The sequence below is a fragment of the Streptomyces sp. AcH 505 genome, assembly GCF_000818175.1.
Classification (GTDB): Bacteria; Actinomycetota; Actinomycetes; order Streptomycetales; family Streptomycetaceae; genus Streptomyces.
The window spans coordinates 6,831,243-6,854,390 of sequence record NZ_JTIY01000001.1 but is presented as its reverse complement, the minus strand read 5'-3'; the positions used below and the strand labels follow the sequence as shown (position 1 = coordinate 6,854,390).

General features: G+C 70.7%; 25 protein-coding genes and 1 pseudogene. 10 read left to right on the top strand and 16 right to left on the bottom strand.

Annotated elements, in window-relative coordinates; genetic code table 11:
• Positions 1–769, top strand: a 769-nt coding sequence (locus tag HY68_RS30010; RefSeq protein WP_041994839.1) for a helix-turn-helix transcriptional regulator, incomplete at its 5' end; no start/stop codon positions are given.
• 32 nt (positions 770–801) lie between these two features.
• On the opposite strand, the gene HY68_RS30005 is transcribed toward HY68_RS30010, so the two are convergent.
• Complete coding sequence (locus tag HY68_RS30005) at positions 802–1,347, bottom strand: DoxX family protein (protein WP_041994836.1); 546 nt, start codon at positions 1,345–1,347, stop codon at positions 802–804.
• 117 nt (positions 1,348–1,464) lie between these two features.
• Positions 1,465–1,908, bottom strand: a complete 444-nt coding sequence (locus HY68_RS30000) for an SRPBCC family protein (RefSeq protein ID WP_041997600.1) — start codon at positions 1,906–1,908, stop codon at positions 1,465–1,467.
• 196 nt (positions 1,909–2,104) lie between these two features.
• Here HY68_RS30000 and HY68_RS29995 point away from each other — a divergent pair, with 196 nt between their 5' ends.
• Complete coding sequence (locus HY68_RS29995) at positions 2,105–2,389, top strand: DUF6300 family protein (protein WP_041994833.1); 285 nt, start codon at positions 2,105–2,107, stop codon at positions 2,387–2,389.
• 48 nt (positions 2,390–2,437) lie between these two features.
• On the opposite strand, the gene HY68_RS29990 is transcribed toward HY68_RS29995, so the two are convergent.
• Positions 2,438–3,271: an aldo/keto reductase gene (locus tag HY68_RS29990; protein WP_041994830.1), complete on the bottom strand. Its 834-nt coding sequence runs from the start codon at positions 3,269–3,271 to the stop codon at positions 2,438–2,440.
• A 165-nt stretch (positions 3,272–3,436) separates the two neighbouring features.
• Positions 3,437–4,714 (bottom strand): MFS transporter, encoded by a 1,278-nt coding sequence (locus HY68_RS29985; protein ID WP_241778715.1) that lies wholly within the window; start codon positions 4,712–4,714, stop codon positions 3,437–3,439.
• 473 nt (positions 4,715–5,187) lie between these two features.
• Between HY68_RS29985 and HY68_RS29980 the strand changes: the two genes are divergently transcribed.
• Positions 5,188–5,556, top strand: a complete 369-nt coding sequence (locus tag HY68_RS29980; RefSeq protein WP_041994824.1) for a hypothetical protein — start codon at positions 5,188–5,190, stop codon at positions 5,554–5,556.
• Between the two features lie 42 nt (positions 5,557–5,598).
• Here the strand turns inward: HY68_RS29980 and HY68_RS29975 are convergent, their stop codons facing one another.
• Entirely contained in the window at positions 5,599–6,249 is a 651-nt protein-coding gene (locus HY68_RS29975; RefSeq protein ID WP_041994821.1) for a DUF1707 domain-containing protein, read from the bottom strand.
• An 88-nt stretch (positions 6,250–6,337) separates the two neighbouring features.
• Between HY68_RS29975 and HY68_RS29970 the strand changes: the two genes are divergently transcribed.
• Positions 6,338–7,180, top strand: coding sequence for a maleylpyruvate isomerase family mycothiol-dependent enzyme (locus tag HY68_RS29970; RefSeq protein WP_041994818.1), 843 nt, complete (start codon positions 6,338–6,340; stop codon positions 7,178–7,180).
• 45 nt (positions 7,181–7,225) lie between these two features.
• On the opposite strand, the gene HY68_RS29965 is transcribed toward HY68_RS29970, so the two are convergent.
• Positions 7,226–7,546, bottom strand: coding sequence for a DUF6479 family protein (locus tag HY68_RS29965; protein WP_041994816.1), 321 nt, complete (start codon positions 7,544–7,546; stop codon positions 7,226–7,228).
• A 32-nt stretch (positions 7,547–7,578) separates the two neighbouring features.
• Positions 7,579–10,158 carry an ATP-dependent Clp protease ATP-binding subunit gene (locus tag HY68_RS29960; protein ID WP_041994814.1) on the bottom strand — a complete coding sequence of 860 codons (2,580 nt, stop codon included), beginning with the start codon at positions 10,156–10,158 and terminating at the stop codon, positions 7,579–7,581.
• A gap of 253 nt (positions 10,159–10,411) precedes the next feature.
• On the opposite strand from HY68_RS29960, the gene HY68_RS29955 reads away from it, so the two are divergent.
• Complete coding sequence (locus HY68_RS29955; RefSeq protein ID WP_041994811.1) at positions 10,412–11,041, top strand: DNA polymerase ligase N-terminal domain-containing protein; 630 nt, start codon at positions 10,412–10,414, stop codon at positions 11,039–11,041.
• Positions 11,042–11,092: 51 nt separating this feature from the next.
• On the opposite strand, the gene HY68_RS29950 is transcribed toward HY68_RS29955, so the two are convergent.
• Entirely contained in the window at positions 11,093–11,359 is a 267-nt protein-coding gene (locus HY68_RS29950; protein ID WP_041994808.1) for a hypothetical protein, read from the bottom strand.
• A 74-nt stretch (positions 11,360–11,433) separates the two neighbouring features.
• On the bottom strand, positions 11,434–13,098 hold the full coding sequence (locus HY68_RS29945; protein WP_041994804.1) for a phospholipid carrier-dependent glycosyltransferase: 1,665 nt from the start codon (positions 13,096–13,098) through the stop codon (positions 11,434–11,436).
• A 408-nt stretch (positions 13,099–13,506) separates the two neighbouring features.
• Here HY68_RS29945 and HY68_RS29940 point away from each other — a divergent pair, with 408 nt between their 5' ends.
• The 3 genes and pseudogenes from HY68_RS29940 to HY68_RS45670 all read left to right on the top strand — a co-directional run.
• The gene (locus tag HY68_RS29940) at positions 13,507–15,150 is read left to right on the top strand and encodes an ATP-binding cassette domain-containing protein (protein WP_041994801.1); all 1,644 of its coding nucleotides are present in this window, start codon (positions 13,507–13,509) and stop codon (positions 15,148–15,150) included.
• A gap of 108 nt (positions 15,151–15,258) precedes the next feature.
• A complete protein-coding gene (locus HY68_RS29935; protein ID WP_041994799.1) occupies positions 15,259–16,077 on the top strand; it encodes an SAM-dependent methyltransferase in 819 nt (272 codons plus the stop codon).
• Between the two features lie 137 nt (positions 16,078–16,214).
• A pseudogene (locus tag HY68_RS45670) lies at positions 16,215–16,322 on the top strand (IS5/IS1182 family transposase); the annotation flags it as partial.
• 108 nt (positions 16,323–16,430) lie between these two features.
• Here the strand turns inward: HY68_RS45670 and HY68_RS29930 are convergent.
• Together HY68_RS29930 and HY68_RS29925 are read right to left on the bottom strand one after the other, a co-directional pair.
• Complete coding sequence (locus tag HY68_RS29930; RefSeq protein WP_041994797.1) at positions 16,431–17,273, bottom strand: enoyl-CoA hydratase/isomerase family protein; 843 nt, start codon at positions 17,271–17,273, stop codon at positions 16,431–16,433.
• A gap of 157 nt (positions 17,274–17,430) precedes the next feature.
• On the bottom strand, positions 17,431–17,817 hold the full coding sequence (locus HY68_RS29925) for a MerR family transcriptional regulator (RefSeq protein WP_041994795.1): 387 nt from the start codon (positions 17,815–17,817) through the stop codon (positions 17,431–17,433).
• A 469-nt stretch (positions 17,818–18,286) separates the two neighbouring features.
• On the opposite strand from HY68_RS29925, the gene HY68_RS29920 reads away from it, so the two are divergent.
• On the top strand, positions 18,287–19,126 hold the full coding sequence (locus tag HY68_RS29920; protein ID WP_041994791.1) for an IS5 family transposase: 840 nt from the start codon (positions 18,287–18,289) through the stop codon (positions 19,124–19,126).
• A gap of 70 nt (positions 19,127–19,196) precedes the next feature.
• Here HY68_RS29920 and HY68_RS29915 read toward each other — a convergent pair whose 3' ends face one another.
• The 5 genes from HY68_RS29915 to HY68_RS29895 all read right to left on the bottom strand — a co-directional run bounded on the left by HY68_RS29915 (position 19,197) and on the right by HY68_RS29895 (position 22,856).
• Positions 19,197–20,366, bottom strand: coding sequence for a hypothetical protein (locus tag HY68_RS29915; RefSeq protein WP_041994788.1), 1,170 nt, complete (start codon positions 20,364–20,366; stop codon positions 19,197–19,199).
• A 132-nt stretch (positions 20,367–20,498) separates the two neighbouring features.
• Positions 20,499–21,167 (bottom strand): methylated-DNA--[protein]-cysteine S-methyltransferase, encoded by a 669-nt coding sequence (locus tag HY68_RS29910; RefSeq protein ID WP_078863861.1) that lies wholly within the window; start codon positions 21,165–21,167, stop codon positions 20,499–20,501.
• Positions 21,164–21,652, bottom strand: a complete 489-nt coding sequence (locus tag HY68_RS29905; protein ID WP_041994786.1) for a sigma-70 family RNA polymerase sigma factor — start codon at positions 21,650–21,652, stop codon at positions 21,164–21,166. Before HY68_RS29905 ends, HY68_RS29910 begins: the two co-directional genes overlap by 4 nt.
• Positions 21,653–21,661: 9 nt before the next feature.
• Positions 21,662–22,174 carry a methylated-DNA--[protein]-cysteine S-methyltransferase gene (locus HY68_RS29900; RefSeq protein WP_041994783.1) on the bottom strand — a complete coding sequence of 171 codons (513 nt, stop codon included), beginning with the start codon at positions 22,172–22,174 and terminating at the stop codon, positions 21,662–21,664.
• An 88-nt stretch (positions 22,175–22,262) separates the two neighbouring features.
• The gene (locus HY68_RS29895) at positions 22,263–22,856 is read right to left on the bottom strand and encodes a TetR/AcrR family transcriptional regulator (protein WP_041994780.1); all 594 of its coding nucleotides are present in this window, start codon (positions 22,854–22,856) and stop codon (positions 22,263–22,265) included.
• Between the two features lie 115 nt (positions 22,857–22,971).
• On the opposite strand from HY68_RS29895, the gene HY68_RS42335 reads away from it, so the two are divergent.
• Positions 22,972–23,148, top strand: a 177-nt coding sequence (locus tag HY68_RS42335) for an SDR family NAD(P)-dependent oxidoreductase (RefSeq protein ID WP_241778804.1), incomplete at its 3' end; no start/stop codon positions are given.

Genomic DNA, 23,148 nt, shown 5'->3' with positions numbered 1-23,148 from the left:
GGACGACGTGGGCCTGATCCATACGCGCCGGCGGCGCACCAGCGGGCTGCGGCGCGAAGAGGTGGCCGCGCTCGCCGACATGTCGACGGACTACTACAGCCGTATCGAACAGCAGCGGGGCCCACTGCCCTCCGTACAGATCCTCGCCTCGCTGGCGCGTGCCCTGCGACTGGGCCCGGACGAACGCGACCACCTCTTCCGGATCGCGGGCCGTTCCGCTCCCGGCCCGCTCACGCGGTCCGACCGGGTCAACCCCGGCATGCTGCGGGTCCTCGACCGGATGTCGGACAGTCCCGCCCACGTCACCAACCATCTCGGCGAGATCCTCGCGCAGAACCGCCTCTCGGCTCTGCTCATCGGCGACCAGACCCGCCACACCGGCATGCGGCGCTCCCTCGCGTACCGCTGGTTCACCGACCCTGCCGAGCGGCGGATCGTTCCCGAACGCGACCGTTCCCGGCACAGCAGGACCATCGCGGGGCAGCTCCGCACGGCCGGCACCCGCCATGACGGCGACCCCGCCACCGTCGCGCTGGTCGACACCTTGCGGACCGTGAGCGGGGAGTTCGCCGCGCTCTGGGACGAGCATCCGGTGGCGGGCACGTACTGCGACGCCGCCAAGCACATCGAACATCCGCGGGCCGGACTCATCGAACTGCACGGCGAGAACCTGCTGGACCCCGACCGGTCGCAGTTCCTGACCGTCTTCACCGCCGAGCCGGGCAGCGAGAGCCAGAAGCGACTCGAACAGCTCGCGCTGCTCAGCTGAACCGACATCCCTCGTGGCGGGTCAGGTCCGGGTCAGGTGCTGATGTGCATCTCCTCGTCGGGCGCGGCCTCCGGCGCCGACTGCGCCGTACGGCGGGCGACGACGACCGTGGCGGCTGCCGCGCTGGCCGTGAACGCCAGGGCCAGGACGAGCGGGCGGTTCAGCGTGTGGCTGGTGTAGTGGTCGAGCGAGTACCTGCCCGGCCCCGCGAGCCCCAGACCGGCCGCGACGAAGCCGAGGAAGGCCGGGTACTCGTAGCCGCCGGCGTGGGCGAAGAAGCCCGCAGGAGCGTGCACGGACACCGCACCCGCCATGGCCCCCGCTGCCGCGGCGCCGGCCGCGGGGGTGCCGAATCCCAGCGCGAGCAGCGTGCCGCCGCCCAGCTCCCCCAGTCCGGCGGCGAGCGCGCTCTGCCGCCCCGGTGTGAAGCCCAGGCTCTCGAAGCTCTTGGCGGTGCCTTCGATGCCACCCCCGCCGAACCAGCCGAACAGCTTCTGGGCGCCGTGCGCGGCCAGCACGCCACCGGTCCCGAGCCGCAGGGCGAGCAGTCCGAGATCCTTACGATCAGTCCACAGCATGGTGCGGCCCTTTCCAGAGACACGGGTTCCGCCGACACGGGCGGGAACCCCCACGTCCCAGCCTGCCGCCACCCCGCCGTCCGCGCACCTGAGGCGGTCCGCGCTGAGCCCAGGCGGTCAGCCCTGATGGCTGAGGATCGCTTTCGGCATGCTGTGCGTGATCTCGTCGCCGAGACGCTCGAACTCGCGCCGCAGGAAGGGGTCAGCCAGCCGGGCGAGACCCTTGAAGCGGATGGTGGCGAGATAGGTGATGCGCGTGCCGTCGCCGTCCGCCTCGAAGGACAGGTCGTCGGTCGACTCGGCGGTCTTGTTCGACCCGGAGAACACCAGCCGGTCCGCTTCCTTGCGGGCCAGCCGGTAGGTCAGCTCGGTGCGCCTGCCGCGGAACTCGGAGACGTTGTGCCAGGTCGACCCCGTGGTCACGGGCCCGCCGGACGCGTCGGTCCGTACGCACTCCTGAGTGCCCGGGTCCCACTCCACGGCCCGGGAGAAGTCCGTCAGGTACTCCACCACCGCGTCCACCGGGAGTTGCACCGTGAATGAACGCCTGACCTCGACCATGATCTGCTCCCGGAGAGTCCGTGCCGTCGGCACGACGACACGGCGTCGTATGCCCCTTCCAGCCTTCCGGACACCGGACCGCCCCGCATCCGCGCATCCGTTCGGAACCCACCGTCCTGGTCTTCTTCGGTCCGACGGGTTGACCCGGGCGGCGGGACGGCCCTTGGATGGCGGTCCCAACTGGTAGGAGCCACTGGTGACTCGAGTCGAGCTTTCCGACAGTCTGCCCCCGTGTTCTCGCTGCGGCGGCGGACTGATCAGCAGCATCGTCATGCCGCAGGAAGACGCGGCGGGACGGCCGATTCACCTGGAACTCTGCTCGCTGTGCGACACCGACAAACCGGCCGCCGCCGCACTGCTCCGCTGGTTCGCCACGGGCGGCGGCAAGGACATGTCCCGGGTGGCGGAAGGCGCGGAGCTGCTGGTCGAGTGGCAGAAGGAAGGTATGGCGGCGCACGGCTGGGAGTTCCAGACCGGATGACGGCCGGCCGGCCGGCCCGACGCCTGCCGCATCGCCCGTCCGGGTGAGTCACAGGATGTCGAGCGGCTGCTTCCGGCGCGGCGGCGGGAACGCGGCGTCGAGCGCGCCGAGGTCGTCGTCGGTGAGGCGGAGGTCCAGCGCCGCGCGGTTCTCCTCCACGTGCGCCGTGGTGGAGGCCTTGGGGATGGCGATGACGTCGTCCCGGCGCAGCACCCACGCGAGCGCCACCTGGGCGGGAGTCACGGTGTGCGCGTCGGCGACAGCCGCCAGCGCCTGGTGCCCCAGCAGTCGGCCCTGCTCGACGGGTGAGTAGGCCATGACCGGGACGGCCAGCTCCCGGCAGCGGGGAAGCAGGTCGTACTCGGGGCCGCGCCGGGTGAGGTTGTAGAGCACCTGATCGGTCTGCGGGCGGGCGCCTTCGGGCAGGTCGGCCAGGTCGGACACGTCGAAATTGCTCACGCCCCACGCGCCGATGCTGCCGTCCGCCACGAGCGATTCCAGGGCGTCGACCGTCTCGTGGAGCGGCACACCGCCCCGCCAGTGCAGCAGATAGAGATCGATCCGGTCGGTGCCGAGCCGGCGGAGGCTGGCGCGGCAGGCTTCGGCCGTGCCCGCGCTGTCGGCGTGGGACGGCAGGACCTTGCTGACGAGGAACACGTCGCCCCGCCGGCCGCGGATCGCCTCGCCGACCAGTTCCTCGGACGCACCCGATCCGTACATCTCCGCCGTGTCGATCAGGGTCATCCCGAGATCGATGCCGCGCCGCAGCGCCGCGATCTCCTCGGCGCGCCGCGCGGGGTCGTCCCCCATGCGCCAGGTGCCCTGTCCGAGGGCGGGCACCTCCACACCGGAGGGGAGGGTCACGGTCCGCGCCTCGGTCATGGGGTGTCCCTTCTCAGGCCCGGCCGGGAACCCCGGCCGGCCCTTCGCGATCGGCTGGGCACCATGATCGCAGCACGGCGCCCAGGCCGCAGGGGGTGGGGCGGCGGGTCTCCAGCCGCAGGACTGCGCCTCGGGGGCGTGTGCGAGTTCGGTCTCTCCCTTGGTTCACGCCGACGGCCGGCCCCGGGTCAGCTCGGGCGACGGTGACGCGACCGGCTCGGCGGGCGCTGCCATCGCGTCCAACCGGCCCAGGGAGGAGCGGCGTTGGACGGCCGACAGGGCCGTCAGCGCCACCCCGAGGCCGAGCCAGCCCAGCGGTCCTGCCACCATCACGGCGTCGGTCAGCAGTACGGGCCCGGCCGACCTCGCCACGGACGTGGACATCCCCGCGACGCCCAGATAGGCGGGCTGTGCGGTGGCCGGCGCGAGGCAGACCGCCAGTTCCCAGGAGCTCACCGACCGCATCAGCTCGGCCCCCGTCACCAGAACGGCCGCGCCGAGCAGCAGAATTGAGGAGGTGACCGGGCCACCGGCCGGCGACAGGGCGATGAGGACACAGCACGCGAGCGTCGTCGGCCCGTACACCGCCACCGCCCAGGCGGCGCGGCGCGGGCTGTCGATCCTCGACGACACCGGCATCTGGAAGACGACGACCAGCACGGTGTTGATGATGAGGAACGCCGGGACGACCGCGTGCGGCGCGGTGGTGTGATTCACCAGCCAGAGCGGCAGACCGACGTTGAGGATCGTGTCGTCCAGGTTGAGCGGTGTGTCGAGCAGGACGAAACGCAGATATCCCCGGTCCCGCCAGGGAGTTGGGCCGGATTCGCGGCCGGCCTTCGCGAGGCCGGGGCGCGCCGCCTCCGCCGGGCCGCCGCGCACCTCCCGGGTGCGCCCGACGAGCAGCGCGGCGAGGAGGAACGAGACCGCGTTGCCCACCACCAGCGCGCTGTAGGCGCCGTGGGTGCCGATCGCGACACCGAGGGCGGCGATACCCGCACCGATCCCGTACCCGAGGTTCATCGTGACGCGCGAGAGCGCCCGGTACGTCGCGCGCCGCTCCCCCGCCGCCCTGGTGGCGAAGAGCATTTCCCATGTCTTGGCGGCCCGGTCGGCGATACAGAGGACGGCGACGACGGGCAGCAGCGTGGCGAAGCTGTCGCAGACCAGCAGCAGCCCGACCGCGACCATCCGCAGCAGATGGGATCCGATCAGCAGGGTACGCAGCCGGTGGCGCCCCGCCAGCCGGCCGCCGATCGGTGACCCGGCGATTCCCGCGGCTCCGGCGACACCGAGCAGCAGGCCGATGTGGGTGGCGTCCAAGCCCACCACGAAGGTGAAGTAGAGCACCGAAACCGCGGACCACACACCGGTGCCCGCCCGGTCCAGCAGCAGGGCCAGCAGCATGATCCGCGCGTCACGGCCGCCGGGCGGACGGCGCAACTGCGCCAACAGACCGCCCTCGCCGCGCCCCCGAACCGATCGGCTCCCCGCCGTGCCACGCATCACAGGCCCCCTCAGTGACGTCTCTTGATGTCAAGAGACTTCGGGGAGTCTGTCCGGCGGAATAAGTTGATGTCAAGATACTTGATGTCGACAGATCAGTCGGAGCCGTCGCCCCGACCGGGCGCGAAAGAGCCCCGACTGGACGGGGGAGACCAGCCGGGGCGGTACGGGGGGTGTGGTCACGGAGGGGTGTCGCCTCGCGGCGGGAAGGCTCCCTGGGGCTTCAGCCGAACGATCTTCCCCAGGGGCTATAGGTGAGGCCCGGGGACACTGTCCCCTCCGCAGCCACGTTCTGTGTAACGCGGCGACCCCCGCGCGTGTTCCTCGGCGCGCCGCGGACTTCTTCCGGATCCCGGATCGGCGTGCGTGGCGGCTCGCCAACCAAATTCGAACAGACGTACTATAAGCAGGTGACGACGAACGACTTCCCCCAAGACCTTGTGGACGCCCAGCTGGAACTGCACAGGACCGTGGCGGCCTACGGCGCGCTCTGCGACGAGTTGCCCTGGAGCGTGGACCCCGCGCCGGGCTGGACCGGCGACAAGATGCTCTACAGCGACCACTACCGGGCCGTCTTCCCCGACAGCCCCGGCTACAGCGAACAGCAGAAGGCCGAGGTCCGGCGGGTGCGGGAGCGGCTGGTCGAGCTGTGTCTGACCGTGACGACACACCCGTACTGGGCCACGCTCGACGGCGGTGTCAGCGAGGCGCGGATGGAGCTCAAGCACGTCACCAAAGCGCCGCCCGTGCGGGCGGCGGACATCCTGCCCGCTGCGTGAGAGCGCGGAAGCGTCCCTGCGGGTGACGAAACGGCGCGCGCCTCAGTACTTCGTGTCCAGCGCGGGCCTCGGCCGGGGCCGGCGCAGCAGCCACTGCCAGAAACCGCGGCGCGGGGGCCGGGGCGGTCGTACCGTCAGCGTGCCGCTGCCCACCTTTCCGGTCACCCGCACATGCAGCCGTACGGGCAGAGAGGTGTCGAGCGATGCCTTGTTGCTCACATGCCCGCTCTTCACCGCCACCTCGTCGACGTCCACGAACACGTCCGGCGGCACCACCAGCGTCATCGAGCCGCTCTGGACCGTGGCGTCGATCTCCAGTGTGGGCAGCGTGATGACGGCTGTGGTGAGGTCCAGCACGACGGAGCCGCTCTTGACCTGGATCTCCATACGCCGCGGGACGGTCCAGACGCCGACCCGCTTCGTGCTGCTGCTGTTGACCTCGATCCGCGAGAGGTCCTTCGGTACCGCGGCCGCGCCGGCCCACGATTCGGGCCCTGTCACCGGCAGGTCCACGACCAGCGTGTCGAGCTCGCCGAGCGTACGGGCGGTCAGGGCGACGTCGAGCCGCTGGTCCAGCTCTTCCGCGGTCAGCCGGCCGTCCCCCGCCGCTACCCGCAGCCGCTCCACGATCCGGTCCCGATCCTCATGGGAAGCGCGCAGTTCGCCACGACCGGGCACCAGTTCACCAGACATGGCTCCACTCTAAGCGTTCGAACACCACGCGTGGACAGGGCGCCAAAACCTGTGGAGACCGACGGTTCGCGCGTGGTCCACTCCGGCGATGGAAACGGAGTGGGACTGGCTGGGACCGCCGCTGGACGTACGGCCGCTCTTCCCCGTCGAGCGCGGGGCGCTGGTCGAGCTGCTGTCCGGGCTGGATTCCGCCGACTGGTCCCGGGGCACCGGCTGTCCGGGCTGGTCGGTGCGGGATGTGGCGGCGCACGTGCTGCACGACCAGATCAGACGGCTGTCGGCCGGGCGTGACGGACACCCCGGGGGTGTCTTCGGCGCCGGCGAGACAGTGGCGGAGTTCGTGAACCGTACGAACGAGGAATTCGTACGCACCGCGCGGCAGTTCAGCCCACGGCTGGTGGCCGGTCTGCTGGCCGACCTGGGCGCTCAGCTGGATGACTTCTGGGCGGTTCGCGACCTGACCGCGCCGGCCGGGACGGGTGTCTCGTGGGCGGTGCCGGAAGGGCGGTCGCCCGCGTGGCTGGACATCGCGCGGGAGTACACCGAGTTCTGGGTGCACCAGCAGCAGATCCGCGACGCGGTCGGACGTCCGGGCGCCGCTGAACCTGCCCTGCTCCGCCCCGTCCTGGACACCTTCCTGCGGGCGCTGCCGCTGACCCTCCGCCATGCCCCGGCCGCCGCGGGAGCCGTCGTCCGTGTCGGTGTGCCGGGCCCGGCGGGCGGTCGGTGGACGGCCGTTCGCGGGCCGCGGCGATGGGCACTGGCGGAGAGCGGTGCGCAGGCGGCGGCCGAGGTGGAGGTCGAGGCGGACTGTCTGTGGCGGCTCGCCACCCGGGGCATCACACCGGACGAGGCACGTGGCCGCACGACGGCGCGCGGGGACATGGCCCTCGTCGCCGCCGTGCTGGAGATCGTCTCGATCGTTCGGTAAGGAGGCGTCGCGGGCGCACGCCCCCGGATGCCGGGCCGAGCGGGGTCAGTGGCCGGGGCCGTCGGAGTCCTTGCGATCGCCGGGGCGAACGGGGCTCGTGCCGCCCAGCTGGGTCGGGGTCAGCCTGTCGTGCTCCTGGCGGGGCACCTCGTTCGGCTCGCGCTCCTCCATGACCTCGCCGACCGGGCCGCTCTCCGGCAGTCGCGGCTGTTCCTCGGGGCGCGGCGGCCGGGCTTCGGCCGCCTTCGAACGGCGTCCCCAGACGACGGCCGCGATGAGGACGACCACCACGACAAGACCCACCACGGGCAGGATGACGCCGGTCAGGCCGGGAGATGAAGCAAGGTCCCAATGCGTCGAGTTCATGCCGGTCGAGTGCCCCGAACCCCCGCGGTCATTCAGTTCTCGCGCAGGACACGGAACGCGGGCTTGTTGTCCTCCACCTCCACTCGCACCCGGTCGCCCGACGCCAGCGCGCCGTCGAGGAGGAGCCGGGACAGCTCGTTGTCGATCTCGCGCTGGATCGTACGGCGCAGCGGCCTGGCCCCGTACTCGGGCTGCCGGCCACGGCGGCTCAGCCAGTCGAGGGCCGGCTCGGAGAACTCGATGTCGATGTGCTGGGCGCGCAGCCTGTCGCGGGTCGCGTCGAGGAGCAGTCCGGTGACCTCCCGGAGCTGTTCGTCGGTGAGCCGGTGGAAGACGATCACATCGTCGAGCCGGTTCAGGAACTCGGGGCGGAAGTGCTCGCGCAGGGTGCTCATCGCGCGCTCGCGCGCCGCGGTGTCCGTGGCTCCTTCGTCGGGCGGTCCGAAGCCGAGCGCGCCACGACCGCCGCTGAGCGCTTCGGATCCCAGGTTGCTGGTCATGACGACGACGGTGTTCTTGAAGTCGACGCGGCGCCCCTGGGCGTCCGTCAGATGCCCTTCGTCCAGCACCTGGAGCAGCAGGTTGAAGACGTCCGGGTGGGCCTTCTCGACCTCGTCGAGCAGCAGCAGCGAGTACGGATGGCGCCGGACCGCCTCGGTCAGCTGGCCCGCGTCCTCGTGTCCGACGTATCCGGGCGGCGAGCCGACCAGCCTGCTGACGGTGTGCCGTTCCTGGTACTCGCTCATGTCGAGCCGCACCATGCGGTCCTCGCTGCCGAACAGCGCCTCGGCGAGCGCCCGCGCCAGTTCGGTCTTGCCGACCCCGGTCGGGCCGAGGAACAGGAAGCTGCCGATCGGGCGGTTGGGGTCGGCGAGCCCGGTACGGGAGCGCAGGACCGCCTCGGACACGGCGGTCACCGCGTCGTCCTGTCCGACGACGCGCGCGTGCAACCGGTCGGCCAGGCCGAGGAGGCGGGTCTTCTCCTCCTCGGTCAGGCTGCTCACCGGGATCCCGGTCTGCCGCGAGACGACCTCGGCGATGTCCTCGGCCGTGACCTCGACGATCCGGCCGTCGCCGGACTGCTCCGTGCTCTCGCCGTCGCGCGCCGCGATCTGCTCGACGATGTCGTTGACGCGGTCGCGTAGTTCGGTGGCGCGCTCGTACTGCTCGGAGGCGACCGCCTGGTCCTTGTCCCTGACGAGCTGTTCGGCCTCGCGTTCCAGATCGCGTACGTCGGGGCCCTTGGTGCGCGAACGCAGCCGTACCCGGGCGCCGGCCTGGTCGATCAGGTCGATCGCCTTGTCGGGCAAGAACCGGTCGGTGATGTAGCGGTCGGACAGCTCGACGGCGGCGACCAGCGCGTCGCCGGTGTACCGCACCTGGTGGTGCGCCTCGTAACGGTCCTGCAGCCCCCGCAGGATCTCCACCGTGTCGGCGACCGTCGGTTCGGGGACGAGGATGGGCTGGAAACGGCGGGCGAGCGCGGCGTCCTTCTCGATGTACCTGCGGTACTCCCCCAGTGTCGTGGCGCCGATGACATGCAGCTCACCGCGGGCCAGGGCGGGCTTGAGCATGTTGCTCGCCTCCATCGACCCGCCCTCGGAGCCGCCGCCGCCCGCGCCGACGACGGTGTGCACCTCGTCGATGAAGACGATCAGGGCGTCGGAGTGTCCGCGTATCTCCTCGATGATCGCGTTCAGCCGCTCCTCGAAGTCACCCCGGTAGCGGGTGCCGGCGACGACGCCGGACAGGTCGAGCGAGATGACCCGCCTGCCGAGGAGCGTGTCGGGGACGTCCCCGTCGGTGATGCGCTGGGCCAGGCCCTCCACGATCGCCGTCTTGCCGACCCCGGCGTCCCCGATGAGCACCGGGTTGTTCTTGCCCCTGCGGGACAGCACCTCGATCGTCTGCTCGATCTGCTCCTCACGCCCGATGACCGGGTCGATGCGGCCGTTGCGCGCGAGGTCGGTGAGGTCGCGGCTGTACTTGTCGAGGGTCGGGGTGTCCTGGCCGTGCCCGGACGGCTGTTCCTGGCCGGCGGGCGCACCGGGCCACGGCTGGGCTCCGATGCCGTGCGCGCCCCCGCTCTCCGTCGTGGCCTGTCCGCCGAGGCGCAGCACGTTGAGGATGCGGCCGGCTGCCGAGTCGGGGTTGGCGGCCAGCGCTCCCAGGACGTGTTCAGGACCGATGTAGGAGGCGCCGGTGGCGCGCGCCAGCTCGTGGGCGCCGAGAAGCGCGCGCTTGACGGCGGGTGTGGCGGCGACGGTCGACTGCTGCGGCCCCGAACCCGCCGTGCGGTCGATGTCGGCTGCCAGCGCGTCGGGATCCGCCCCCGCCTGCTGGAGCAGCGCCCGCGTCGGCTCGGTCGCCAGTGCGGCGCGCAGCAGGTGCTCCGTACCCAGCTCCGTACTGCCGTGCCGCGCCGCGTACGTCGCGGCCGTGGCCACCAGCTCACGGGCCGGCTCGCTCATCAGCCGGGCGATGTCGGCGCGCTCCGGTATCGAGTGCGGCCCACCCCCCTGGCCTGACGAACCGCCGAGGAAGCGGGCCAGGAAATCGCCGAACGAGTCCGGGCCGCCGGGGCCCTCCGGACCCATGAATCCGCTGCTCATGTGCGTCCGTTCCGCGGTCGCGGCGGGTCGGTGCCGCGACCAGCTGAGCTGTCGGGGTCTTGGCCGGCTCTGGCGCGTCTTCGACGGCTCCATGCCCCACCGGCGCCGGGCTCCCCCGGCGATCGGGGTTGCGGTACCGGCATGGCCGCTTACCGTCGCACACACGGACCGAATCGTGTCGGCCGCACCAGGCTGACCGTGCCCTTCCACCTTCGCACCAGACGACGGCGTGCGCCGTCCGAGAGGATCCGCTGTGGCCGACGAGCCCGACAAGCTGGGGCGGTACCGCGACAAGCGGCACTTCGGCGCGACCGACGAGCCGCGCGGTGCGGACGCGCCGTCCGGGGACGATCCGTCGTTCGTGATCCAGATCCATGACGCGAGCACCATGCACTTCGACTTCCGGCTGGAGGTGGACGGTGTGCTGAAATCCTGGTCGGTGCCGAAGGGACCGCCCGCTGAGCCGAGCGAAAAGCGGCTGGCCGTGCCCACGGAGGACCATCCGCTGGAGTACCGGGAGTACGAGGGTGTGATCGCCGGCGGCCAGTACGGCGCGGGCGCGGTCATCGTCTGGGACCAGGGCACCTACCGGCCGCTCGGGGACGGCGGGGACCCGGACTCCTTCCGGCGCGCGCTGGAGCACGGGCACGCGTCGTTCCGGCTGTACGGGACGAAGCTGCGCGGCGCTTTCGCCCTCACCCGGTTCCGGGACGGGACGGGTCCGGAGAAGGAGGCCTGGCTGCTGGTGAGGAAGAAGACCGGCACCGACGGCGCCCCGCACGGCTCGGCCGCGCCCGACCCGCGGCGGGCCCGCTCGGCGCGTACCGGCAGGACGCTGCACCAGGTGGCCGAGGAGACGGCGCGGGAGCGGGACGAGGAGTGACGCCCGCACCACCGGACGGCAACGGCGCCGCCCGCCACGGCGCGCCCCGTCTCAGGGCGTGTCCCCCTCCCAGTCCCAGCGGCGCGGATCGCTGGGCCGGGGTCCGTACAGGGCCCGTCCGCCGGCCCCGTACGCGCCTATCTCCGTCGGCAGTGCGCTGCCTTCCCACAGCTGCTGGTCCGTCCACCCCGTGACGTCGAGCAGCAGCCCGTCCAGCGGACCCGCGACCAGTTCCCGGTAGACATGGCCCGGTTTCGGCCCCGGATCGGGGTCCTCGTGGTCGGCGCCGTAGACGCGCCGCCGCATCAGTTCGTCCATGGCGTTGAGGATTCCACCCGCCACTGACAACGCCTCCGAGCACGGACAACTGGCCTGGTCAGGGCGGCAACCGGTCAGGACGGGCGGCGGTAGACCGTGATCGAGTGGCCGACCTCGTCGATCGGCTCGCTGGTCCTGATCAGTGCCGCCAGCCGGCCTTCGGCCTTGGCGACCGACGAGTCCGAGACGACGAGCAGTCCGCGCACCTCGTCGGGGGGTGTGCGGCGCGGGTCGGAGGCTTCGATGCCGTAGAAGGACGGCACGCCGCTGCCCTTGTAGACGAGCCAGATCCGCTCGCCCGGATACCGCTCGCGCAGCCGGTCGGCGAGCCGGCCCAGGTCCTGGCCCCAGTCGACGTTCGAGTCGTGCAGCCGCAGATGGGTCTCGGCAGGACCGCCGAACGCCTCGTTGGAGTACGGCAGGTAGTACGGGAACGTACGCAGCGAACTGACCGCGGCGAACAGGACAGCCGCCCAGACGGCGACCTGCGCCCACCGCAGCCGTACGACCGTCACACCGGCGGCGGCCACGGCCAGGAACATCGGCAGGAAGATGACGTAGCGCGTGCCGAAGTCCCGCGCCCCGGTCATGGCCACCGCCAGCAGCAGGGCGGCGGGGACGAGGACGTACGGCACGGCGGGCCGCAGCCGGCCCGACCGCAGCAGCGCCGCCGCACCGGCCGCCCACAGGGCGAGCAGTCCGAGCGGCGTCTTCACCAGCAGCGCCGCCGGTACGTAGTACCAGAGATTGCCCTGGTAGTGCCTGCCGAACAGGAACCCGCCGAACGTCGTGTCCTCGAAGCCGAACTGGACGCGCAGACCGTCCCGGTACGGTTCCGGCAGCGGCAGCAGGTCCACGGCGAGTCCGCGCAGCCCGTGGACGGCCGGCACGTCCCCGGGTGTCGTCCAGCGCAGCCGGGGGTCGACGGCGAGATAGCTCACCCACACCACGGCGAGCGCGAGGACCGCGACACCGGCCGCCGCAGCCACGCCGTACGCCAGGATCCGCGCCGCTCCGGGCCGGTCCGGGTCCTGCGACCGGCGGCCCCGCCACACCGACAGGACGACGAGGAGCAGCAGCACCGGCACGGCGGGCAGTGCGCTCATCTTCGTGGCCGCCGCCGCGCCGATCGCGAGCCCGGCGAGCGGCAGGTAGCGGTACGGCCGCAGCCGCGCCCGCCACAGCAGCCATACCGACGTCAGCAGGAAGCCGGCCGCCGGTACGTCCAGGGTGGCCAGCGATCCGTGCGCGATCAGGTCGGGCGAGAACACGTACAGCCCGAGTGCCAGCAGCCCGCCGAAGGGACCGGTGAGATCACGCGCGAAGGCGAGAACGACCAGTCCGAAGAGCAGGGTCAGCGCGATCACCGGCAGCCGCGCCAGCAGCATCAGCCGCCAGGGGTCGTTGCCCGATTCGTACAGCAACCGTCTTCCGAGCGCCGTCTGGTCGCCCGTGAAAGCCGGATCGAGGTGGGGACGGGCGAAGGCGGTCCCGGCCGCGATGATCAGCTTGCCCAGCGGCGGGTGTTCGGGGTTGTACCGGAGGCTGTGCTGCTGTGCGTAGACCACCGCTGTGCCGACGTAGACCGGTTCGTCGATGGTCGGGGTCTGCTCGACGGCGGTGGTGACCATCGCCACGGCCATCCCGGCGAGCAGCACGCACACGGCGAGCGGCAGCCGCCACCGGCCGAGCCACCGCGGCCGGCCGAACCGGTGCCACGGGTACGCCTGTTGCGTCATGTCCACGCGCTCCGGCCGACATCCGCACAGCACCGGCACTGTGCCTGACCGCAGATCATGCCACGACCCCCCGTCCGACGGATCGGGGACCGCCCGCCCGGCGGATCAGGCGCGCGTTGCCTTCACCGCGCCTGATCGGTAAGGTCGATGTGTCTCTGTTGTCTCCGATCGAGGTGGACGTTGCGCATCTGAGGTTCGCGATCATCACGCCGTACGGCTCCTGCCGTACGCCTGTCACGCCGCTGCGGCTCTGCCCGCCGCGTGACCCCGCGTGGATGCGACCTCGGTGCCATGACCGGTCCGCCCTTCTTCAGGGGACCGTCACACCTGCCTCTCCCGGTTCGGTCGCCGCGTGGTGCTCGCATACGAAGCCCCCCGTCCACCGCGCTTGCGACTGCGAGAACCATCATGGCGACACCCATCACATCCGGCGCTTCCGTGACCTGCTCCGCCCTGTCCTACCGATGGGCGGACGGCACGGGCGTCTTCGACGGACTCAACCTCTCCATCGGCCGTGGCCGTAACGGTCTGGTCGGTGACAACGGCTCCGGCAAATCCACTCTGCTGCGGCTGCTGGCCGGTCAACTGCGCCCTTCTCAGGGGTCGGTGACCGTGGCGGGCAGCCTGGCGTACCTTCCGCAGAACCTCACCCTCGACACGGCCATGCGCGTCGAGCAGGCCCTGGGCATCGCCGAACGCCGGTCGGCGGTACGCGCCGTCGAGGCCGGGGACGTACGCGACGAGCACTTCGAGACGATCGGCGACGACTGGGACGTGGAGGAGCGGGCCCTGGCGACCCTGGGCTCGCTCGGCCTCGGCGAGGTCGAACTGGACCGTACCGTCGGCGAGATGTCCGGTGGCGAGACCGTGCTGCTGCGGCTGGCCGCGCTGCTGCTGGAGCGCCCTGACGTGCTGCTGCTGGACGAACCCACCAACAACCTCGACCTGTTCGCGCGCCGCAGACTCTACGAGGCCGTGGACTCGTGGCGTTCGGGCGTCCTGGTCGTCGTCAGTCACGACCGGGACCTGCTCGAACGGGTCGACCGGATCGCCGAGCTGCGCTCCGGGTCGGTCAGCTGGTACGGGGGCGGCTGGTCGGCGTACCAGGAGGCGCGGGCCACCGAACAGGAGGCGGCGGGGCGGACGTTGCGTTCCGCCGAGGCGGACGTACGGCGGCAGAAGCGCGAGTTGGAGGAGACCCAGGTGAAACTGGCCCGCCGGCAGCGGAACAACAAGAAGATGGACGGCCAGCGGCGGGCATCCAGGATCGTCGCCGGCGAGCTGAAGCGGTCCTCGCAGGAGTCGGGCGACAAGCTGCGCGGGGTGCACGAGGACAGGCTCAACGAGGCGCGTGAGCGCCGCGAGGAAGCGGCGGACGCGGTCCGCGCCGAGGCGGAGATCCGGGTGAGTCTGCCGCACACCGCGGTCCCCGCAGGCCGTACCGTCCTGAGCCTTCGTGACCTGCGGCCCCGGTTCGGCAAACTCGTCTCGGGCGATCTGGAGGTGCACGGGCCCGAGCGCATCGCCCTTGTCGGGCGCAACGGCGCGGGCAAGACCACGTTGCTGCGCACGCTCACCGGCGAGCTGGCCCCGCTGTCCGGTGAGGCCAGGACGTTCGTGCCGCTGCGCTTCCTGCCGCAGCGGCTCGACGTGCTGGACGACGGGCTGAGCGTCGCGGCCAACGTGGCCCGGCTGGCGCCCGGTGTCACCGACAACCACATCCGCTCACAGCTCGCCCGCTTCCTCTTCAAGGGGACGCGCGCGGAACAGCCGGCCGGCACCCTGTCCGGCGGCGAGCGCTTCCGCGCCGCGCTCGCCGCCATGATGCTGGCGGCCCCGGCGCCCCAGCTGCTGATGCTGGACGAGCCGACCAACAACCTCGACATGGCGAGCGTGCGTCAGCTGACGAGCGCGCTCGGCTCGTACGAGGGCGCTCTGCTGATCGCGGGGCACGACCTGGCGTTCCTGGAGTCGATCGGCGTCACCCGCTGGCTGCTGCTCGCGGAGGATCTCCAGGATGTCGCCGCCGACGAGGTGTGTGATCTGCTCTGACTCCCGTACCGGCGCGCCCGCCGGCCGGCGCCAGTAGCCTCGTGCGCAGCGCCATGTCCACGATCCCGCCGGACGCCTTGCCGGCCCGACCACCTGGAGACACCGACCGTGACCGAGACCGCCCGGCCGTCCTGGGCACCGGAGGACGTCGACATCACCAAGCCCAACGCCTCACGGATATACGACTACTTCCTCGGCGGCTCGCACAACTTCGAGGTCGACAGGGCGGCGGCCAGAGCGGCTGTCGAGGCCATGCCGGGCATCCCGGCGATCGGCCGCGCCAACCGCGCGGTCATGCACCGTGCGCTGCGGTTCACGACGGACCGGGGCATCAGCCAGTTCCTCGACATCGGTTCGGGCATCCCGACGTTCGGCAGTGTCCACGAGGCGGTCCAGCGGGCCCGGCCCGACGCCCGCGTCGTCTACGTCGACAACGACCCCGTCGCCGTCACGCACAGCCGCGCGGTCCTGGCGGGGAACGACAACGCCACCATCGCCAACGCCGACCTGCGTGACCCCAGCTCCGTCCTCGACCACCCGGAGACCCGCCGGCTGCTGGACTTCGACCGGCCCGTCGCGCTCATGCTGGTCGCGATCACGCACTTCCTGCACGACAGCGACAGGCCCACCGAGATCATCGCGGCCCTGCGCGACGCGCTGGCGCCCGGCAGCGTCGTCGTCATCACCCACGCCACGCTGGAGAACGGGCCGACTCCTGACGGCCAGGAGGCCGTGCAGCAGATCTACCGCCGCACGACGACCCCCCTGATCATGCGGTCGGCCACCGAACTGGAGCCGTTCTTCGCGGGCTTCGACCTCGTCGAGCCGGGCATCGTGCCACTCCCCCACTGGCGCCCCGACACCCCGGACGACGACCTCGACCCGGCCACGCTCCACGGACTGGCAGGCGTGGGCGTCAAACCCTGAGCTTGTCGTTTATCCAGTTCGACGCCGCTTCGTGCCGACCCTGCGGTGGGCGACGGGTTCGGTGCACCGGCTGGCGAACCGGTGCTCGCGCGCAAGGTCCGCTCGATACCGGCACCGCCCATGGCCCTACCGTACGGCTGGGTCATGCACGCCCGACGACACGCGACTACGAACGTCTCATCCAGCACACGGAATCGCTCATCACCTGGGCCGCAATCACCCTGATGACCAGTCGTATCACCCGCCGAAGCTCCCGCAGAAGCGGACTGCCGACCTCCCCCGAGGCCCAAGGAGACTGATCATCTTGGCGTCGGCGGTCAGCAACCCCGCCCAGAGGCCACGGATCCAGGCGTTCACGTCCCGGACCGGGCCTGGCGGAGGCCGTTGATGAGACCTTCCATGTCGAGTTCGCCCTCGTGAGTCTGTGCCCCGGCCGCGAGAGCAGCCTGCACGAACTCGACAACCTGCGGGGTTACAACTTGCCGAAGCAGCTTGTTCTCCTCTCGCAGTCCGTCAGCCACTGACAGGCTGATGCCCGAGTCGACCGCCTGCTTGGCCAGCGAGACCGCTTCGGGCGGGAAGGAGGCGATCCGCTGAGCAAGTCGCTCCACGAACCCGTCGAGTTCGTCCGCGGGCAACGCCCGGTTGATCAACCCGTACCGCTCGGCGAGCGCGGCGTCGAAGGCATCGGAGCCGACGATGACCTCAAGCGCACGCGACCGTCCCAGCAGGCGTGGCAGGTACTGCGAGCCTCCGCCGCCCGGAAAGATGCCCAGACTCACCTCAATCTGAGCGAACAGTGCTTTTTCGAGTGCGGCGAACCGCAGATCGAGGGCTGTAATGAACTCGATGCCGCCGCCGCGTGTCCGCCCGGCGATCTTCGCGATCGTCACCTGCGGCAGGGTCCGGTAGCTTTCGTGCATTTCCTGGATAAAACTCAGTGCGGCCGACTCGCCCTGGAGCTGCTCCAGGACAGTCTTGTCCTCCATGTCCACATGGGCGTAGAAGTAGTCAGGATCGGCGCTGTCGAACACGATGACGCCCACAGTGTCGTCGGTTCGGACCTCGGTGCTGAATCGGGCAAGGTCGGAGAGCAACGCGTGATCGCCGAGATTCATCGGCGGATTGTCGATCGTGACCTGCGCGATGCGACCGCTCACCCGGATCCGCAGGGCCTTGTAGCCGTCGTAAGTCATGTGTGAACTCCTGCACAGAGTGCTTGGGGGTACCCGGCGCGCATCGCCGTCCCGTGCCTCCACGCTAAAACCTGACGTTGGCGTGAGGTGCAACCCCGATGAGGACCGGTGTTCGACAGCGAGTTGATTCTCCGCACACCCCCTGAGGCTCAGCCGATCATGTGACGGCATCCACGCCCGCCGAGCATGCGGCTGGAGAGATCGCAGACTCGGTGGCGAAATCGATCAGCTCGTCGAGTCGATCGTGTGCCCTGGTCAGGTTGTCGATCTGGGTCCGGATGCGGTCGCGTTCGTCCTTGAGCCGCTGTGTCATCCGGGGGGTCGCGACGCGGGTGTCCAGGAAGGGCAGGATCTGCAGGATCGCTTTGCTGCTCAGCCCGGCCGAGTAGAGAAGCTGGATGAACCTCACCCGCTCGACGGCGGACTCGGGATACTGCCGGTGACCGCTGGGGCTGCGGTCGGCGATCACGAGCCCCTGCTCCTCGTAGTACCGCAGCGCACGGACGCTGACCCCGGAGCCCTCGGCCACCTTTCCGATACGCATGACACCTCCTCGGGTAATCCAGACGTGGTCCTCACGTAGACGTGAGATTTCAGCGTACGTCTTATGAACATCCACGGATGCGGAGCATCCCGCCGGTTCTCCTCGCTCGTGGTCGATCTCCCGGGAGGACCAGCACCATCGGCCACGGCAGCGCCCGGACCCACCAGCCGGGCATACCGATTCCGCGATCGACTGCCGGATCGTTCCGATTCTGAGCTGGGCAAACGCGCCACAGACCCTCGAAAACAGGCTCTGAGAGGGCGTTTAGTGCCTTCTGGTGGTTGTTTTGGCTGATATCTGCGCCGTAAAGGGTGGGGCGGTTGAGGGCAATGTGTCTCCTGGGGGAGAAGTCACGCTTTCGTGGGTGTCTTGGCCTTGCTGCTCCTGTTTCATCCCAACACGTCGTGTTGTGCGCCGTGTGCTTCGGGCGCTGGTCTGAGCGCCCAGGGTCGTTGGGTAGTCCCGGATCGTGTCTGAACGTCGGCGTTATCCCAGCGATCTGTCCGATGCCCGGTGGGAGTTGGTCGAGCCGGTCCTGACGGCCTGGCGTGCCGAACGCCGCGGCCGCGGGCTGGACATCGGCCGACCACCGGACCACGACCTGCGCGCCCTGCTGGACGCGGTCCTCTACGTGAACCGCACCGGGATCCCGTGGCGGTACCTGCCGCACGACTACCCGCACTGGAACACCGTCTACGCCTACTTCGCCCGCTGGCAGGAAGAAGGCGTCTTCGACCAGCTCAACAGCCTCCTCCGCCGCCAAGTCCGCAGGCAGGAAGGCCGCGAGGAAGAACCAACCGCCTGCGTCATCGACTCCCAGAGCATCAAGACCTCCACCAACGTCCCCGCTACCGGTCAGGGCATCGACGCCGGCAAAAAGATCGTCGGACGCAAACGCAGCATCGTCATCGACACCGTCGGACTCCTCCTCGGAGTGCTGGTCACCGCGGCGAGCGTCCAGGACTCCATCGCCGGCCAGACCCTCATCGAGAAGATCGCTGCCGAACATCCAAGCATCCGCAAGACCTGGGTCGACGGCGGCTACCGCCAGCACCTCGTCGAACACGCCGCCACCCTCGGCATCGACATGCACATCGTCCACCGCGACCCCACCACCAGGGGATTCACCGTCCTGCCCCGACGTTGGACCGTCGAGAGAACACTCGGCTGGCTCATGAACCACCGCCGCCTCGCCCGCGACTACGAAGCCAAACCCCACCGCTCCGAAGCCATGATCCACCTCGCAATGATCAATCTCATGACCCGCCGAATCACCGCCGAATCGACGCCGAGCTGGCGCGGAGCATGAAACACACCCAACCAGGCAATCCGGGATGAAACAACGGGAGGAAACGCCCTCTGACGGCTCCGGCGCCGCGTCAGCCGCCGGCGAACCTGAGATGCACGTTGTCCCAGGAGCTCAGCGCCGAGACGTCCCCGCCCAACGCGCCCAGGAGGCGCGGGAAGTAGGCGGCGAGGCACTCCTCGTACGTCAGCCTCCCCGCGACGAGGGACGCCGCCGCTTCGAGCAGTTCCGGCAGGGCCCCGGCCACCCGCTCGCGCGTCATCGACGCCTCGCGCGGCCCGCTGCCGTCGCTGTCGGCCGCCACCACGTGCGTGGCGCCGCCGAACGCGGGGAACCGCGAGGTGTCGGGGACGAGTGAGTGGAACGGGACGCCGTTGTGGAAGTACTCGAAGTGCGGCCCTCCCGACAGCGTGAGCCACGGCGTGCCCACGGCGAGCGCGGCGAAGCCGAATCCCGAGTGTGGGGAGAGCAGCAGCGCCGCCCGCTGTACCAGGGCGAGTTGGACGAGCAGGGGCAGGTCGTAGCCGTCCACCGCGCCGACCGCCGCCATCAGCGCCGAGACCTCGGCGCGCGGCATGGCGCTGGAGCGGCGCCCGTGCGCGCCTGCGGTCTTCCCGACCAGGACGATGACGGCGTGCGGCCAGGCGGCGCGCAGTTCGCGCAGCATCAGCAGCCAGGAGCCGGTGGAGGGGTACGCCTCACGGTTGCCACCGCCACTGGTCAGTAGGGCCAGGACAGGAGTCCCCGCGGATACCGCGCCGAGGACGTCATGTGCCGCTCGCCGCGCGTCCTCCGGCAGCTTCAGTCGCAGTGGGTGCTCAGGGAGGTGGCTGAGACCCGGGGCGTCCCTGGGCGTGCCGAAGTACGCGGCGGCGGCGGCCGACAGACGTGCCAGTTGGGGGAACGCGGCCTGGTTGGCCGGGTCGTCCCGCATGTAGCAGCGGTAGGTCCACCGCCAGTCCGGTGGGACGGCGGCGAAGACGTCGTCCGGGAGCGACGTGCCCGCCACGTCGTAGTCGACGGTGTAGTGGGCGGCCAGGAAGTCGCAGCAGTCGGCGAGTTCCACCGGCGCGCGACGATGCAGTGCCAGGGAGACCGGCAGGTGCGGGTACGCGGCGGCGTAGGCGCCGGCGATCTGCAGGCCCTCGATCACATGGCCGACGGGCGGGAACGTGGCCCAGTCCACCAGCAGGTGGCCGGTCTCGGTCGTGTGCGGAACCGGTGTGGTCGTGTGCGGGGTCATCGTGAAGTCTCCGGACGGAACTGCCCGCGCGGGCGCGGGACATGACGGTGTGCCTCATGCGCCGTCCGTGGCGGCGCACGCCGCCACCGGGAGATCACTTCACGGCAGAGACCGTACCAATCCCCTCGCCGTTTACGCCGCCGATTCCAGGTTCAGCAGGATGGACTTGGCGTCGGGGCCGCCCGCGTAGCCGCCCAGTGTGCCGTCGCTGCGCAGTACGCGGTGGCAGGGGACGACCACGGGGAGCGGGTTGGTCGCGCAGGCCGTGCCGACCGCCCGTACCGCCTTGGGATTGCCGACGAGGCGGGCCACTTCCGCGTAGCTCTGGGTGTGGCCGTAGGCGATGTCAGGGAGGTGGCGCTGGACGAGCTGCCGGAAGCCCTTGGAGAGCGCCAGGTCGAGGGGGAGGTCGAAGGCCTGCCTCGCGCCGTTGAAGTACTCGTCGAGTTCGCGGGCCGCCGCGTCCAGGCGGCGTGGCGCGCGCAGCACACGGGGGCTCAGCCGGGTGGTCAGGGTGTCGAGGACCTTGTCGTGGTCCTCGACCGCGTAGGCGACCCTGACCAGGCCCTTCTCGGTGGCCGCGAGCAGCAGCGGGCCGACGGGGGTGTCGACGGTGGTGTAGGCGACGTCGAGGATCCCGTCGCGTGCCGCGGCCTCTTCGAGCTTGCCGTGCAGTCTGCTCAGCCTCTCCCGGCCCGCGGAGACGCCGGCGCGGGCGAGCAGGGCCGCGGTGTCGTCGTCCGGTGTGCCGTTGGCGTCGTTGGTGACGTCGGTGTCGTTGGTGTCGTTGGTGTCGTTCATGGGGTGACTCCTTTCGCGTGGGTGCCGGCGAGGGTGGTTCTCAGCGCCTTGATGCCGTCCGAAGCGGCGCGGCGTACCGCGTCCGGCGTGCCTCCGACGAGGGAGGCGACGTCGCGGTACGGCAGGCCGGCGAAGTGGTGGTAGGCGACCGCCTGCCGCTGTTTGGACGGAAGTGCCTTGACCGCGTCCCACAGGTCGGGGTCCGCGGCGTCGGGCAGTCCGCTGGTCGAGGGGCGGTCGGGCAGTTCGTCCACGGGGATCGCGTGCCGGGCGCGGGCACGGGTGATGTCGACGGCCTTCCGGTGGGCGATGGTGACCAGCCACGCCTCGACGTTCGCGTCCTCCGGCAGCTCCGGGTAGGCGCGCATCGCGGCGAGGAAGGTCTCCGACCAGGCGTCGTCGGCGTCGTGGACGCCGACGACCGCCCGGCACACGCGGAGCACCGTGTCCGCGTGTTCGGTGACGACCTGTTCAAAGGGTTTCATGATGTCCGTTCAGAACAGCCGCGCGGCCTTCGCCGTCTCGGGTTCTTCGAGTTCGAGCAGGAACTGCTTGCGCTTGAGTCCGCCGGCGAACCCGGTGAGCTTCCCGTTGCTGCCGACGACCCGGTGGCAGGCCACGATGATGGAGAGCGGGTTGTGGCCGACGGCCTGTCCCACCGACTGGGCGAGTGCCTTGTCGCCGAGTCGCTCGGCGAGCTGGCCGTAGGTGACGGTCTCGCCGTACGGGATCTCGCGGAGCAGCGCCCAGACGCGCTCCTGGAACGGCTCCCCGTCGGTCGCCGTCGGCAGGTCGAACGAGGACCGCTCACCGGCGAGGTACTCGCGCAGCTGGGTCGCGGCGGCCGTGAGCAGCGCGTCGTCCTCGACGGCGGTCAGCGGGCCCAGGCTGCCCTCCGGCGGCAGGTACCAGTGGTGCGGGAAGTAGAGACCCACGATGGCGTCCCCCGACGCCGCCACCGTCAGCTCGCCGAGCGGGGTGTCCACGATCGCGTGGCGCGTGTCCATGGTTCCGGTCTCCTCTGCTGCGTTTTCCGCCGTCACAGGGAAGACGCGCGAGGCACGCGAAATGTGAGGTCCCGTCTGACGCTTCGGTTCAGGCCCCGGACGCCGTGCCGGCGCGCAGGCTGTCCATCACCAGTCCGAGCATGTGCCGCGAGCGTGCCTCCCAGTCGGCGTCGAGGTCGATCCGCCACAGGAAGCCGACCAGCAGCAGTACTTCCTCGGCGTCGACGTCCTGCCGGATCTCCCCCGCTTCCTTGCCGGCGTCCAGCAGGAGCGCGATGGCTCCGACGACCGGTCCGTACCCTTCGCCCGCCAGCTGGGCCCGCGTGACGGTGTGCAGCGCGCCGGCGAGGCCGTGCTTGATCCGCCCGTACGCGGCGAGCCGGTCGAACCACCGGCGCAGCGCCTCGGCCGGCGGGTGCGCGGCGAGCAGCGCGGGGGCGGCTTCGACGAGTTCGGTTACGTCATGGCGGTGCACGGCGAGCACCAGGGCCTCCCGGTTCGGGAAGTGCCGGTAGAGGGTCCCCTGGCCGATCCCGGCCAGTTTGGCGATGGACTGGAGCGACGCATCGCCGCTCGTGGCCAGGGCGGTGCGTGCGGCCTCCAGGATCCGGGCGCGGTTCTGCTCGGCGTCGGCGCGCAGGCCGGACCGGGGCGTGCGCGCCTCCTGCTGCCTCTCGGCCATGGGCTCTCCTCCGTACGACATCACCGGCTGGCTAATCGGACACATGTCCGCTACGGTTCACGGAGTAGCCGGACACATGTCCGCTTCGAGGCTACCGCGTATCGCGGGCCTGTTCATGGACCTGTCCACCAATCTGTTCACAGAGGACCACATCATGTCGGAGATCAAGGACAAGGTCATCGCCGTCACCGGCGCCACCAGCGGCATCGGCGAGGCCACCGCGTTGCTGCTCGCCCGGCGCGGCGCGAAGGTCGTGCTCGGCGCGCGCCGCCCGGAGCGGCTGGCGGCGCTG